The sequence below is a fragment of the Eikenella sp. Marseille-P7795 genome (genome assembly GCF_916618725.1).
Lineage (GTDB): Bacteria > Pseudomonadota > Gammaproteobacteria > Burkholderiales > Neisseriaceae > Eikenella > Eikenella longinqua.
The window spans coordinates 342,033-356,071 of record NZ_CAKAJZ010000001.1 but is presented as its reverse complement, the minus strand read 5'-3'; the positions used below and the strand labels follow the sequence as shown (position 1 = coordinate 356,071).

9 protein-coding genes are annotated in these 14,039 nt (G+C 55.3%); all 9 read left to right on the top strand.

All coding sequences use genetic code 11. The features are described from left to right. Positions 1–297: 297 nt before the first annotated feature. The 9 genes from LG371_RS01810 to LG371_RS01770 all read left to right on the top strand — a co-directional run bounded on the left by LG371_RS01810 (position 298) and on the right by LG371_RS01770 (position 13,738). Positions 298–2,391: a carbon starvation CstA family protein gene (locus tag LG371_RS01810; RefSeq protein ID WP_225747565.1), complete on the top strand. Its 2,094-nt coding sequence runs from the start codon at positions 298–300 to the stop codon at positions 2,389–2,391. After that, the gene (locus LG371_RS01805; RefSeq protein WP_067590868.1) at positions 2,375–2,581 is read left to right on the top strand and encodes a YbdD/YjiX family protein; all 207 of its coding nucleotides are present in this window, start codon (positions 2,375–2,377) and stop codon (positions 2,579–2,581) included. The genes LG371_RS01810 and LG371_RS01805 overlap by 17 nt, the downstream gene beginning before the upstream one ends. A gap of 363 nt (positions 2,582–2,944) precedes the next feature. Further along, positions 2,945–3,631, top strand: a complete 687-nt coding sequence (locus LG371_RS01800) for an epoxyqueuosine reductase QueH (RefSeq protein ID WP_225747564.1) — start codon at positions 2,945–2,947, stop codon at positions 3,629–3,631. 32 nt (positions 3,632–3,663) lie between these two features. Then, entirely contained in the window at positions 3,664–3,987 is a 324-nt protein-coding gene (locus tag LG371_RS01795) for a DUF2322 family protein (protein ID WP_225747563.1), read from the top strand. 418 nt (positions 3,988–4,405) lie between these two features. Then, positions 4,406–5,851 (top strand): peptide MFS transporter, encoded by a 1,446-nt coding sequence (locus LG371_RS01790; protein ID WP_225747562.1) that lies wholly within the window; start codon positions 4,406–4,408, stop codon positions 5,849–5,851. A gap of 253 nt (positions 5,852–6,104) precedes the next feature. Next, positions 6,105–7,547 carry a peptide MFS transporter gene (locus LG371_RS01785; RefSeq protein WP_225747561.1) on the top strand — a complete coding sequence of 481 codons (1,443 nt, stop codon included), beginning with the start codon at positions 6,105–6,107 and terminating at the stop codon, positions 7,545–7,547. A 201-nt stretch (positions 7,548–7,748) separates the two neighbouring features. Then, complete coding sequence (locus LG371_RS01780) at positions 7,749–9,542, top strand: aminopeptidase P family protein (protein ID WP_225747560.1); 1,794 nt, start codon at positions 7,749–7,751, stop codon at positions 9,540–9,542. A 506-nt stretch (positions 9,543–10,048) separates the two neighbouring features. After that, the gene (locus LG371_RS01775) at positions 10,049–11,542 is read left to right on the top strand and encodes a peptide MFS transporter (protein WP_082890699.1); all 1,494 of its coding nucleotides are present in this window, start codon (positions 10,049–10,051) and stop codon (positions 11,540–11,542) included. 399 nt (positions 11,543–11,941) lie between these two features. Beyond that, positions 11,942–13,738, top strand: a complete 1,797-nt coding sequence (locus LG371_RS01770) for an aminopeptidase P family protein (protein ID WP_225747559.1) — start codon at positions 11,942–11,944, stop codon at positions 13,736–13,738. The last annotated feature ends 301 nt before the right edge of the window (positions 13,739–14,039 follow it).

Here is a 14,039-nt window from a genome sequence, read left to right as displayed (position 1 = left end):
TGCGTGGCAAAATCGGGATTTTGAAGGTTGACTTAAATCAAATTAACGTGCTTTCGGCAGTTTATGCCGCCGAATTTGGAGCTTTTGTCCAATTTCGGGTAAAAATACCGTGGTGCTTGTAAAAATTTTACTCATGGAAATCCACAAATATGTTAAGCTTTGACCGTTTGGCAGGAGCTATAGCCGCATCGGGTTTCCGTGCGGCGCGGCGATTGCCGGATGGGTGGCTGTCGTAATAGGCAGTGATAAGCTGAACCGCAGCCGTTTTATTTTTATTGAATCGGAGTGTTGTGTATCATGAACAAGCTCAAAAGCATCCTGATATGGGGCATTGTGGTGCTCGCCGGCCTGGCCGCGTTTACCACTTTGGCCATCCATCGAGGGGAGCAGGTAAGTGCTGTATGGATGGTGATTGCCGCCGTTTCCGTATATTGCATTGCCTACCGTTTTTATAGTCTGTATATCGCCAAAAACGTTATGCAGCTCGACCCGAACCGGCTCACGCCGGCCGAGCGCCATAACGATGGTTTGGATTATGTGCCAACCCATAAGGGTGTATTGTTCGGCCACCACTTTGCCGCCATTGCAGGCGCCGGCCCGTTGGTAGGCCCGGTGCTGGCCGCGCAGATGGGTTATCTGCCGGGCACGCTGTGGATTATCTTCGGCGTGGTGTTTGCCGGTGCGGTGCAGGACGCGATGGTGTTGTTCGTGTCTATGCGTCGTGATGGTAAATCCTTGGGCGACATTGTGAAGCAAGAGCTGGGTACTGTGCCCGGCGTGATTGCCTCTATCGGTATCCTGATGATCATGGTGATCATTATGGCCGTGCTGGCGCTGATCGTGGTGAAAGCCTTGATCCACAGCCCGTGGGGTACCTTCACCATCGCCACCACTATCCCGATCGCCCTCTTCATGGGCGTGTACACCCGCTATATCCGCCCGGGCAAAATCGGTGAGATTTCCGTGGTCGGCTTTATCCTGCTGGTGTTGGCGATTGTGTATGGTAAAGACGTGGCCGAAAGCTCTTTCGGGCACTACTTCGACTTGGAAGGCCTGTCTATCGCTTGGGCAGTGATGATCTACGGTTTTATCGCTTCCGTGCTGCCGGTATGGTTGCTGCTGACCCCGCGCGATTACCTCTCCACCTTCCTGAAAATCGGTACCATCATCGCATTGGCTTTGGGCATCATCATCGTTAGCCCGCCGCTGCAGATGCACGCCGTTACCCGCTTTATCGACGGTACCGGCCCGGTATTCTCAGGCCATCTCTTCCCCTTCCTGTTCATCACCATCGCTTGCGGTGCGGTATCCGGCTTCCACGCTTTGATTTCTTCTGGTACCACCCCGAAAATGGTTGAGAACGAAGAACACGTACGCATGATCGGCTACGGCGGCATGATTATGGAAAGCTTTGTGGCCATTATGGCTCTGGCTGCCGCTGCCTCTCTGGACCCAGGTGTGTACTTCGCCATGAACAGCCCGGCTGCCCTGATCGGCACCGACGCTGCCAATGCCGCACAAGTGATCACTACCCAGCTGGGATTCCCCGTAACCGAAGCCACCCTGCTGCACGTGGCCAAAGAAGTGGGCGAACACACCATTCTGTCCCGTGCCGGCGGTGCGCCGACTCTGGCGGTGGGTATGGCTCACATTATGAGCCAGCTGATCCCCGGCGAAAGCATGATGGCGTTCTGGTATCACTTCGCGCTGCTGTTTGAAGCCCTGTTCATCCTGACTGCCGTGGACGCCGGTACCCGTGTGGCCCGCTTCATGATCCAGGACTTGGGTAGTATCTTCTACAAACCGTTCGGCAACACCGACAGCCTGCCGGCCAACCTGATTGCTACCTTTATGGCCGTGGCTCTGTGGGGCTACTTCCTCTACACCGGTGTAACCGACCCGCTGGGTGGTATTAATTCCCTGTGGCCGCTGTTCGGTATCGCCAACCAGATGTTGGCTGGCGTGGCTCTGATCCTGTGTACCGTGGTTCTGATCAAGATGAAACGCGACCGCTACATTTGGGTTACCTTGGCGCCCGCCCTCGGCGTATTGCTGGTAACCTGCTATGCCGGTTGGCAGAAAGTGTTCGACTCCAACCCGCGCGTTAGCTTCATGGCCCATGCTGCTAAATACAAAGATGCTCTGGCTAGAGGCGAAATCTTGGCTCCGGCCAAAACCGCTGAAGAGATGGGCCGCATCGCGTTTAACGATACGGTGAACTCCGGTCTGACCATCCTGTTCTTGGCTGTGGTTGTGGTAGTGGCCATCTACGGCTTCCGCGTAGCCATGAAAGCCCGCAAAGTGGCGTGGCCGACTGCTCAGGAAATTCCGCCGGTATACCGCAATGAAGCGGCTGCCGCTGAGGCTGGAAACAATGAAGCACAAGCTTAAGCTGCACTTGCAGAACGCCTGGAAAACGGCGAAGCTGACCGCCAACCTGATGGTGGGCGTGCCAGACTACGCCAACTATGTGGCGCGCCAAAGGCGTTACAACCCGAAAGCGCCCGTGATGACCGAGCAACAGTTTGCGGATTATTGCCGTAAGCGCCGCTGCGGTGCCAACGGCGGCCGCTGCTGCTGATTCCGGTTTCTGCCAGATTGCCTGGAAGGGTTTTGCCCTTTCAGGCAATTTTGATTGTGAGGCTACCTGAAAACGTAGTACCGGTTTTTAGGTAGCCCTTTTATATTCATTAAAGAGCAGGCCACCTAAATATACAGTACAAGCAGTACGGCAATGAGAGTCAACGCCGTAGCGGTTTAAATGTAATCCACTATAGTTGCCCCAAATTTTCAGGTAGCCTTTGTGTTTGGCAAGAGGCTACCTGAAAAATACCGCTCCCCCATCATCCGCCCAACCAGGTTTTCAGGTAGCCCGTCAGCCCGCCGCGTTTAGTGCTAAAATCCCTACCCAAATCAAACAAGCCCCCCCAGGGCAGGACAAAACATGACTCGCACCACCGCCGAAGTTACCCCCATCAGCCGCCCCGTGCTCATTCCGCCAGGCGGGCATAACAAAGTTTTATTGCACTCCTGCTGCGCTCCGTGCAGCGGCGAAGTGATGGAAGCCATGCTCGCCTCCGGCATCGACTACACCATCTACTTCTACAACCCCAACATCCACCCGCTCAAAGAATACCTGCTGCGCAAAGAAGAAAACATGCGCTTCGCCGAAAAATTCGGCATCCCCTTCATCGACAAAGACGACGACTACGAAAACGACCGCAAAGAATGGTTTGCCAAAGCCGAAGGCATGGAATTCGAGCCCGAACGCGGCATCCGTTGCACCATGTGCTTCGACATGCGCTTCGAAAAAGCCGCCCAATACGCCCACGAACACGGCTTTCACGTCTTCACCAGCAGCCTCGGCATCTCCCGCTGGAAAAACATGAACCAAATCAACGATTGCGGCCGCCGTGCAGCCGAAAAATACCCCGATTTGGTGTATTGGGACTACAACTGGCGCAAAGGTGGCGGCAGCGCCCGCATGATCGAAATCAGCAAGCGCGAACACTTCTACCAGCAAGAATATTGCGGTTGCGCCTACTCCCTGCGCGATTCCAACCACCATCGCAAATCGCAAGGTCGCCCGCCCATCAAAATCGGCGTCAAATACTACGGCGACGAAGAATAATCCGCCAATTCAACCCAACACAGGAGCACATCATGACCACCTTTGCCGAAAACCTCGCCACCTTCCCCAGTATCGACCATCTCAGCGGCATCGATATTCAAGACGCAGCCGGGCAAACCGTCCACCATATCCCCGCCGCGCCCGGCAAACTCGGCTCCCTGCGGCTGTATTACGCCCTGGCCGAGAAGTTTGCCAACCGCCTAGATGGCAAAGCCGCCACACAGGGCTTGGAGTGGTTTGCCGAGCATACCGCCGATGCCGAGGCTCACCCGGGCAAACACCCGAACATTGATTTGCTGAAACAGATTATTGATAACAATCAGACTTTACATATTGCTCCGTTAAAAAAGCAATGAAATGACCAATTGGCTACCTGAAAAGGCAGATAATAACTTTGACTCGCCTCAAACGAGGGTTCTTAATATTTCTTGACAAAAAAACATGAAAAGATTAATGTTACGCCGACAGTCTTTTCTTTAGGGTCGGAAACGATTGTTAATAGAACAGACAATTGCGTATGCTTCTAATGCCAAGCAAAGCTTGCTTGGAATGTAAAGAAAAGATGTTTTGCCGCAGTGTAGTAATTTGCCGGAAATGGCAGTGTCTCATGTTGGCAGAGCTGGGAAAGCAGCAAATCTCAGACGTTTCAGTATCAATCGGCTGATGTGGTCAGTGCCAAGCGGTATGCTTGTTCCGTATGGCGTAATAGTTTGTGCGGGATAAGTTCCGGCAGGGTAACTGCGTTTTTTAAATCTTGATTTAAAGGATGCTGAAATGACAACATCAACCGAAAAAAGGTTCTTCGGCCACCCACGGCAGTTGGGTACGCTGTTTTTCATCGAAATGTGGGAGCGCTTCGTTTACTACGGTGTGCAATCCATCTTGATGATTTATATGTATAAGCAGGCCACGGAAGGCGGCGGTTTAGGCATGGAAAAATCGCTCGCCGCCGGTATCGTGGGCGCATACGCTGGCAGTATTTATCTCACCACCATCGTTGGTGGTTGGTTGGCCGACCGTGTGCTCGGTACGAAAAATACTCTGCTTTTGTCTACAGTAGTGATGTTAGCCGGTAATATCCTGCTTGTGATGTTGCCCGGCTATTCTAGTCTGTTGGGCCTGCCCCTTATCTCTTTGGGTAGCGGTAGCTTCAAAGCCACGGCCAGTGCCATGGTGGGTTCGCTCTATGAAGCCGAATCCGAGCAGAAGCTGCGCGATGCGGGTTTCTCCATCTTCTACACTTCAATCAACACCGGTGTTTTCCTTGGTACGCTGCTGGCCGGCTATCTGCAGCCGAAATACGGTTTCCGTATGGTGTTTGCCTCAGCCGTGGTTGGCATGGTGCTCTGCTTGCTGACCTTCCTGCAAGGGCAACGCAAACTGCCGGAAACGCCTGTTCCTAACCCTCTGCCGAAAGAGGAGCGCGGTAAAGCCATCGGTATCGTGGTGGCCATCTGCGCCGTTCTCGGCGGTTTGGTTGGCACCGGCTTGGTGAATCTCGAAAACTTCTCCAGCGTGCTGCTGGGTGTGGTGGGTGTGATCAGTATCGGTTATTTCTTTTTGATGTTTAACGACAAAAAATCTACCGAGGCCGATAAACGCCACCTGATTGCCTATATTCCGCTGTTTGTGGGTATGTGCCTGTTCTGGGCGGCCTATTTGCAGATGTACACCATTGTGGCTGCGTACTTTGAAGAAACCGTGCCGCGTCAGGTTGGCAGCTTCGAAGTGCCGGTGGCTTGGTTGCTCACCTTCCAAAGTTTGGCTGTGATCGTGTTGGCCAGTTCTATGGCTATCTTGTGGACCAAAATGGGTGACCGCCAGCCGAGCTCCCAAATGAAATTTGCCTTGGCTACTTTGGTGGTAGGTATCGCTTATGCAATCTTCGTTCCCTTCCTTTCCACCAATACGCCGATGCCGCTCGTTATCCTGATGGTGGTACTGGTGCTGATTACGGTAGCCGAGCTCTTGCTCTCCCCGATCTCCCTCTCTTTTGCCACCAAAGTTGCGCCGCAGGCGTTTAAAACCCAGATGGTATCGTTTAACTTCCTCTCCCTCTCTTTGGGCTTTACGCTCGGTGGTGTGTTGGGCGACAGGCTGTATACCCCGGAATCAGCCACTCAGTTCTATATTATTCTGGCTGCTCTCGGTCTCGGTTCTGCCGTGACACTGTTTGTGCTGATGCCCTTCCTCAACCGCATGCTGCACGATGTGGATTGATATACAAAAGCCTAGCCTTGAGCTGACGAGCGACCTTTAGTTTCTATGCCTTGGCTAGGCATATTTTCCCAAACCAAATACAGTAACAGCAACCGCTTGAATGGTCGCTGAGTGAGACATAGGGCTGATTCCAAAAGGTAATCAGGCCAAACCGGCAGAATGCCGCAGATGGTAGTCAGCCCTGTGCAACACGGATGATGTAGAGGGATGTTGCTGGACTTTATGGCGTATAAACAATGTAAAGGACGCTGAAATGACTACGTCGACCGAAAAAAAATTCTTCGGCCATCCGCATCAGCTGGGAACATTGTTCCAAGTTGAGCTGTGGGAACGGTTTTCGTTCTACAGCATGCAGGCCATTCTGGTAATTTATCTTTATTACCAAGCCGAAAAGGGCGGCTTGGCAATGCCGGAGGCGCTGGCCGTCGGTATTGTGGGCGCCTATAACGGCAGTATCTATCTTTCCACCATCATCGGCGGTTGGTTTGCCGACCGCGTGATCGGGCCAAAAAATACCTTGTTCTTAGCCGTGTCCACCATGTTGGTGGGGCACATCCTATTGGTGATGATTCCCGGCGTGGGCAGTTTGGCCGGCCTGCCCTTTATCGCATTAGGCAGCGGCGGCGTGAAATCTGCCTGTAGCACCTTGGTTGGTTCGTTGTATGAAGACGAATCCACCCGCAACCTGCGCGACGCCGGTTTCTCCATCTTCTATACCGGCATCAATATCGGCAGCTTCTGCGGCTCGCTGGTGGCAGGCTACCTGCAAACCCATATGGGCTTCCGCATGGCCTTTGCCGGCGCAGTGGTTGGTATTGCCATCGGCCTGACGCTGTTTGTTAAAGGTAAAAGTAAACTGCCGGATTTGCCGCTGCCCAATCCGCTGCCCAAAGAGCAGCGCGGCAAAGCCATCGGTATGGCCGTGGGCATTTTGGTCGTTATCGGCGGCCTGATTGCCACCAAAATCCTGCGTTTGGACAACTTCTCCAGTATCCTGCTGGGCGTGGTAACCTGCATCAGTATCGGCTATTTCTTCCTGATGTTCCACGACAAAGAAGCCACCGAGGCCGACAGACGCCACATCATTGCCTATGTGCCGCTGTTTATCGTGATGTGCTTGTTCTGGGCCATCTATTCCCAAGTGTATAGCTCCGTTACCCTGTATTTCGATAAAACGGTAAACCGTACCTTCGGCGGCTTCACCGTGCCGGTGGCTTGGTTGGTTACTTACCAGAGCTTGATTGTGATCAGCTTGGCCGGCGTAATGGCTGCCGTGTGGACCAAAATGGGCACCCGCCAGCCGAAATCCCAAATGAAATTCACCTTGGCTATGCTGTTCTTGGGCTTGGCCTACTTGGGTTTCGTACCTTTCCTCTCTTCCGGCACGCCGATGCCGATTATCGTGCTGATGCTGCTGCTGCTGGTGATCACCATCGCCGAGCTGCTGCTCTCGCCGATTTCCCTGTCGTTTGCCACCAAAGTTGCGCCCAAAGCGTTTAAAACCCAGATGGTTGCGTTTAACTTCCTCACCCTTTCCCTCGGCTTCACGCTGGGCGGGGTGCTGGGCGACAAGCTCTATTCAGAAGAGGCCGCCACGCAGTATTTCATGATTTTGGCCGGCTTGAGCATCGGCTCCTTCGTAGCATTGCTGCTGCTGATGCCCAAACTCAACAAACTGCTGCACGACGTGGATTGATGCACAATATTTTTCAGGTAACCTCCCGCCGTATTGAGGCTACCTGAAAACGGGATTCCCCAGATTCAAAATCAAATCTTCGCAGATTCCCTCTCCGTTTCATGTTTTCCGCCGCCCGCAAATTCGGGCCGGCTAGGGCAGCTGCGCCCTTATCCTGCGGCTGTCGTTTGAAAAATATCAACTTAGTCAAGGAGTAAACAAATGAGTAACCAATATGCCCAACGCCTCGCCGCCCTGCGGCAAGCCATGAAGAAACACCAGATCGACGGCTGGATCATTCCCACCGGCGACCCGCACCTCTCCGAATACCTCCCCGCCCGCTGGGAAGGCCGCAACTGGCTCACCGGCTTCAGCGGCACCGCCGGCACCATCATCGTTACCGCCAACTCTTCCGAATTGTGGGTAGACGGCCGCTACTGGGAAGAAGCCGAACACCAATTGCAAGGCACCGGCACCGTGCTGAAAAAACTCGTTACCACGCCCACCCATGTGGATTCGCTGGTAGAGCAGCTGCCGGAAAACGCCGTGGTGGGCATTGCCGCCGACGTATTGTCGCTGGCCGAAAAACGCCATCTGGAACAAGCCTTCGGCAAGAAACACATTAAATTGCGCCACGATGTCGATCTGCTCGACGAAGTGTGGGAAGGCCGCCCCGGCGCTTCCGACAAACCCGTGTTTGCACAAAAAGCCGAATTCGTGCCCGAAAGCGCCGCCCAAAAATTAAGCCGCATCCGCGCCGCCATGAAAGAGCAGGGCGCCGACTACCACTTGGTTTCCGGCCTCGACGATATCGCCTGGATCACCAACCTGCGCGGCAGCGACGTGCCCTTCGACCCAATTTTCCTCTCCTTCCTGCTCATCGGCCAAGACAGCGCCACCCTGTTTGTGGACGAAGCCAAGCTCACCGCCGACAGCAAACAAGTGCTCTCCGAAGCCAAAATCGGCATCGCCCCCTATGCCGCCATCGGCGAAGCCGTGGCCAAACTCAGCGGCAGCCTGCTCATCACCCCCGACCGCACCGCCGTGTACACCCTCAGCAGGCTACCTGAAAACGTGAAGCTGATTGAAAACATCAGCCCCAGCACCCTGTTTAAAGCCTGCAAAACCGAAGCCGAAATCCAGCACAACAAAGAAGCCATGGTGCAAGACGGCGTGGCCTTGTGCGGCTTCTTTGCCGAGCTCGAGCAGAAACTGGCCAAAGGCGAACGCCTCAGCGAGCTTGACATCGACACTATGCTCTACGAACACCGCAGAAAACAGCCCCACTTCGTCGGCCTCTGCTTCGGCACCCACGCCGGCTTCAAAGCCAACGGCTCCCTGCCGCACTACCTGGCCAAGCCCGAAAAATTCAGCTACCTCGACGGCGAAGGCATGCTGCTGATCGACTCCGGCGCCCACTACCACAACGGCACCACCGACATCACCCGCATGGTGTATATCGGCACCCCCAGCGCCGAAGAAAAACGCGACTACACCCTGGTATTGAAAGCCCACATCGCCCTCGACCAAGCCGTGTTCCCCGAAAACCTCAGCGGCGTGATTCTCGACGCCGTTTGCCGCGCCCAACTGTGGCGCGCCCAGCGCGACTACAGCCACGGCACCGGTCACGGCATCGGCTATTTCCTCAACGTGCACCAAGGCCCGCAGGTGATTTCCATCCTCAAGCCGCTCACCCAGCACAACGCCATGAAGCCCGGCATGGTCACCTCCAACGAGCCCGGCCTCTACCGGCCCGGCAAATGGGGTATCCGCATCGAAAACCTGCTGGTGGCCCGCCGCGTGGAAAACCCCGAGGAAACCGTATTCGGCAACTACCTCTGCTTCGAAGCCATCACCCTGTGCCCGATTAACACCCAGTTAATCGACCGTGATTTGCTTACCGCCGAAGAAATCCAATGGGTAAACAACTACCACGCCAAAGTGCGCGCCGCCCTCGCCCCGCGCACCGAAGGTGCCGCCAAAGCCTGGCTGGAGAAAAACACCCAGCCGATTTAACCCTGTCGGCCGCATAGGCTTTCCGGTCAAATGTCGGCCATAAGAAAGGCTACCTGAAAACTTTCAGGGCAGATTTCCTGCCAAACGGTTTTCAGGTAGCCTTTAATCTATTGAAAGTAATTTAAAAAACGCCGTGGGAAGGCATTCCTCCGGCCTCCCGATTTGCCTTGGCTATCGCCGCGATTGTCGGCTAAGTGTAACAAACAGTAAAAAAATTGGAATCATTGTGCGCCTGCTTGACAAGTTGCGCTTGCCAAGCAGGCGTATTGCGTGTAAAAGTACGCCCCAATCCTCCTTCAAACAGGAAAGGGTGGCTGCGGAGTGGAAATGCTGCTCGGCATGTTCCGCTTCCGATGCCAAACTTTCTTGGGGTAAGGGAGGAATTTATTTTTTGCCGCGCCGATGCCGTATGGGCCGGAAGCAGACTTGCCAGGGTTGGACGGAGGCGGGGTGCGGCGGTTTTTAATTAGCCTCTGATAGGCATAAAAAACATTGAGGGAATATCCATGACCACTCCAACCAATGAGCAAGTTGCGGCGGCTCCCGCCGTGGGCGCTGGCGCCAGAGCCGGTTTCTTCGGCCACCCCCGCCAGCTGGGCACGCTGTTCCACATCGAATTGTGGGAGCGTTTTTCGTTTTACGGTATGCAGGCCATCCTGCTGATTTATCTTTATTATGAAGTAACCAAGGGCGGCTTGGGCATGAATGAGACCAAGGCCGCCGCCATTGTGGGCGCCTACAACGGCAGCATTTATCTGGCTACGATTTTGAGCGGCTGGCTGTCCGACCGCCTGCTGGGTGCGGAGAAGACGCTGTTTTGGTCGGGCGTGGTAGTGATGCTGGGGCACGTTGCGTTGGCGGTGCTGCCGGGCTTGAGTGGCTTGGTGGTGGGCCTCTTGCTGATTGCTTTGGGCAGCGGCGGGGTGAAATCTTCCGCCGGAGCGATGGTGGGTTCGCTGTATGAAGAGGAATCCACCCGTGCGCTGCGCGATGCCGGTTTCTCCATTTTCTACACCGCCATCAATATTGGCGGCTTTGTGGGCCCGCTGATTGTGGGCGTGTTGCAGGTGAAATTCGGTTTCCACTACGGCTTCGGTGCCGCTGCGGTGGGCATGGCTTTCGGCCTGTGGCAATACTGGCGCGGCCGCGCTTCGCTGCCGGATACGCCGCCGGCCAATCCTCTGCCGAAACAGAAATACGGCGCTGCGCTGGGCGTGGTAGCGGCCGGCCTGGCCGTGATCGGCGGCTGTATTGCTGCCGGCCTGCTCACTTTGGATAATTTCTCGCAGGTGCTGTTGGGCACGGTGATCGTCACCAGCCTGCTGTATTTCATCCGACTGTTCCGCGATCCGCAGGTTTCCAGCGACGAGCGTCGCCATATGGTGGCTTATGTGCCGTTGTTCATCGTGATGTGCTTGTTCTGGGCGGTGTGGTCGCAGGTGTTTACCGTGGTGACCGTGTATTTCGACCAAGATCAGGCTGCGCTGCGCATGATTAATGGCTTTGAAATTCCGGTGGCTTGGCTGAGCGCCTTGCAGAGCCTGTGGGTGATTGTGTTTGCCGGCGTGATGGCGGCTTTGTGGACCAAAATGGGCTACCGCCAGCCGAGAACGCCGATGAAATTCACCATGGCGATGGTGATTTTGGGTGTGTCTTACCTGTGCTTCATCCCCTTCCTCACTTCCGGCACGGTGATGCCGCTGGTGATCATGGCGCTGCTGCTGCTCACCATCACCATTTCCGAGCTGCTGCTTTCGCCGATTTCGCTATCGCTGGCCACCAAAATCGCGCCGAAATCGTTTAAAACGCAGATGGTGTCGTTCAACTTCCTCACGCTCTCGTTGGGCTTTACCCTAGGCGGCGTGTTGGTGGACGAATGCTATGTGGCGGAAAAAGCCATTGAGTTTTACGGCCTGCTCGGCGCGCTGGGCATCGGCGGCGGCGTGGTGCTGATGCTGATGATGCGCAAGCTGAACAATATGCTGGTGGATGTGGATTAATCCCGTCGTTTCCATCTTTATAATCAGACAAACCCGTATCCGTTTGAATGCGGGTTTTGCTTTTTCAGGTAGCCTTTATTGATATGGGGCAGGCGATTTGAAGTTTTTGCTTGAAATTTTATGCCACGGCTTGCGGCTGCGGGCGGGCTATACTATAGTTGGAGCTGGCCGGCAGCGGATTTTGTGCAGAAGCTTTCCCATCTGTATGAAATAAACGAACCGGCCATAGGCAGCTTCCGGGCAAAGCGGTTGTTTCCCGCCGCCGGTTGGCTTGCACAAGCCGCAGAGCAGTTTGCATGCTGCGGCTTCCGGCAAAGCCCGCGATGGATTGCCCTCTGTTTTCAGGTAGCCAGTTCTCCGGCTGCCGCTATTTCTCATCAAACCGTCAAGGAGCAAGCAATGACTACTAGTCCCGCGCAACGCCTCGCCGCCCTGCGGCAAGCCATGAAAGCACAGCAGATTGACGCCTGGATCGTTCCTTCCGCCGACCCGCATATGTCCGAATACCTCCCCGAACACTGGCGCGGCCGCACCTGGCTGTCCGGTTTCGACGGCTCGGTCGGCACCCTGGCTGTTACCGCCGATTTTGCCGAGCTGTGGGTAGACAGCCGTTATTGGGAACAAGCCAAACGCCAGCTGGAAGGCAGCGGCTTCGTATTGCAAAAACTCGGCCAAGGCCGCCCCAGCATGCTGGAATCGCTGGTGCAAAGGCTACCTGAAAAAGCCGTAGTCGGCATTCCCGCCGACGGTCTCTCATTGGCCGGAAAACGCGAAATGCAGGCAGAATTTGCCAAGAAAAACATACAACTGCGCCACGACATTGATTTGCTCAACAGCTTCTGGAGCGACCGCCCCGGGCTGCCCGCCAGCCCCTTGTTTGTGCACAAGCCCGAATTTTCACCGGAAAACGCCGTACAGAAACTGAGCCGCGTGCGCGCTGCCATGAAAGAGCATGGCGCCGACCACCATCTGATTTCCTCGCTCGACGACCTCGCCTGGATCACCAACCTGCGCGGCAGCGACGTGCCGTTCAACCCTGTGTTCCTCGGCTATTTGCTGATCGGCCCCGAACGCTCCACCCTATTTATCGACCCCGCCAAGCTCAACGACGAAACCCGCAAAGCCTTGGCAGAAGCCAAAATTGACGTGGCCGACTACGGCAGCATCGTGGATGCCATGAGCAAACTGAGCGGCACATTGCTGGTCGATCCCGACCGCACTGCCGTTTACACCCTCAACAGGCTACCTGAAAACGTGCGCGTGGTGGAAGACATCAACCCCAGCACCCTCTATAAAGCCCGCAAGCCCGAAGCTGAAATCGAGCACACCAAAGAAGCCATGATCCGCGACGGCGCGGCCTTGTGCGGCTTCTTCGCCGAGCTGGAGCAGAAACTGGCCGCCGGCGAAACCGTAACCGAGCTCGATATCGACACCATGCTGCATGAACACCGCAGCAAACAGGCGCACTTCATATCGGCCAGCTTTGACACCATTGCCGGCTTCAACGAAAACGGCGCCCTGCCGCACTACGCCGCCACCCCCGAATACTACAGCACCATCAAAGGCCCAGGCCTGCTGCTGATCGACTCCGGCGCGCACTATCTCGACGGCACCACTGACATCACCCGTGTGATCCCCATCGGCGAGCCCACCGCACAGCAGAAACGCGACTACACACTCGTGCTCAAGGCTCACATCGCCTTGGCCGAAGCCGTGTTCCCCGAAGGCCTCTCCGGCCAGATTCTCGACACCATCTGCCGCGCCCCGCTGTGGAAAGAGCAGTGCGACTACGGCCACGGCACCGGCCACGGCGTCGGCTACTTCCTCAACGTGCACCAAGGCCCGCAGCGCATCGCCTACAACGTGGCCGGCATCAAGCACAACATGATGGAAGAAAACATGATTACCTCCAACGAACCCGGCCTCTACCGCCCGGGCAAATGGGGTATCCGTATCGAAAACCTGGTGGTGCACCGCCGCGTGAAACAGCCGGCCGAAACCGAATTCGGCAGCTATCTCTGCTTCGAGCAGCTCACCCTGTGCCCAATCGACACCCAGCTCATCGAGCGCAGCATGCTGACCGATGAAGAAGCCGCCTGGCTGAACGACTACCACGCCCTCGTGCGCGAAAAACTCGGCCCGCGCACCGAAGGCGCCGCCAAAGAGTGGCTGGAAAGAAATACCCGCCCGATCTAAACTCGGCCTAGCCGCTTGAACAAAAGGCTACCTGAAAAATACCGCTTCCGATGGAGCGGAGGATTTTCAGGTAGCCTTTTTACGTATGTTACCGTCCTGCGGAAGGAGTAGGGGCGGTTATGGTGTAACATGCTAATAAATCAAGCATTGTTAAGCTTTCTTTACTTTTACTTTTGTTTACATTACTGCGAATTTCTTTGCGCTAGCGCAAATCCGCAACGGGGATTCAGTCAAAAAGAATTGTCTTTCAAAAAATACTTATGCTAATATCCGCCCAACAAATGAGCTAAAAAGTAGTAAT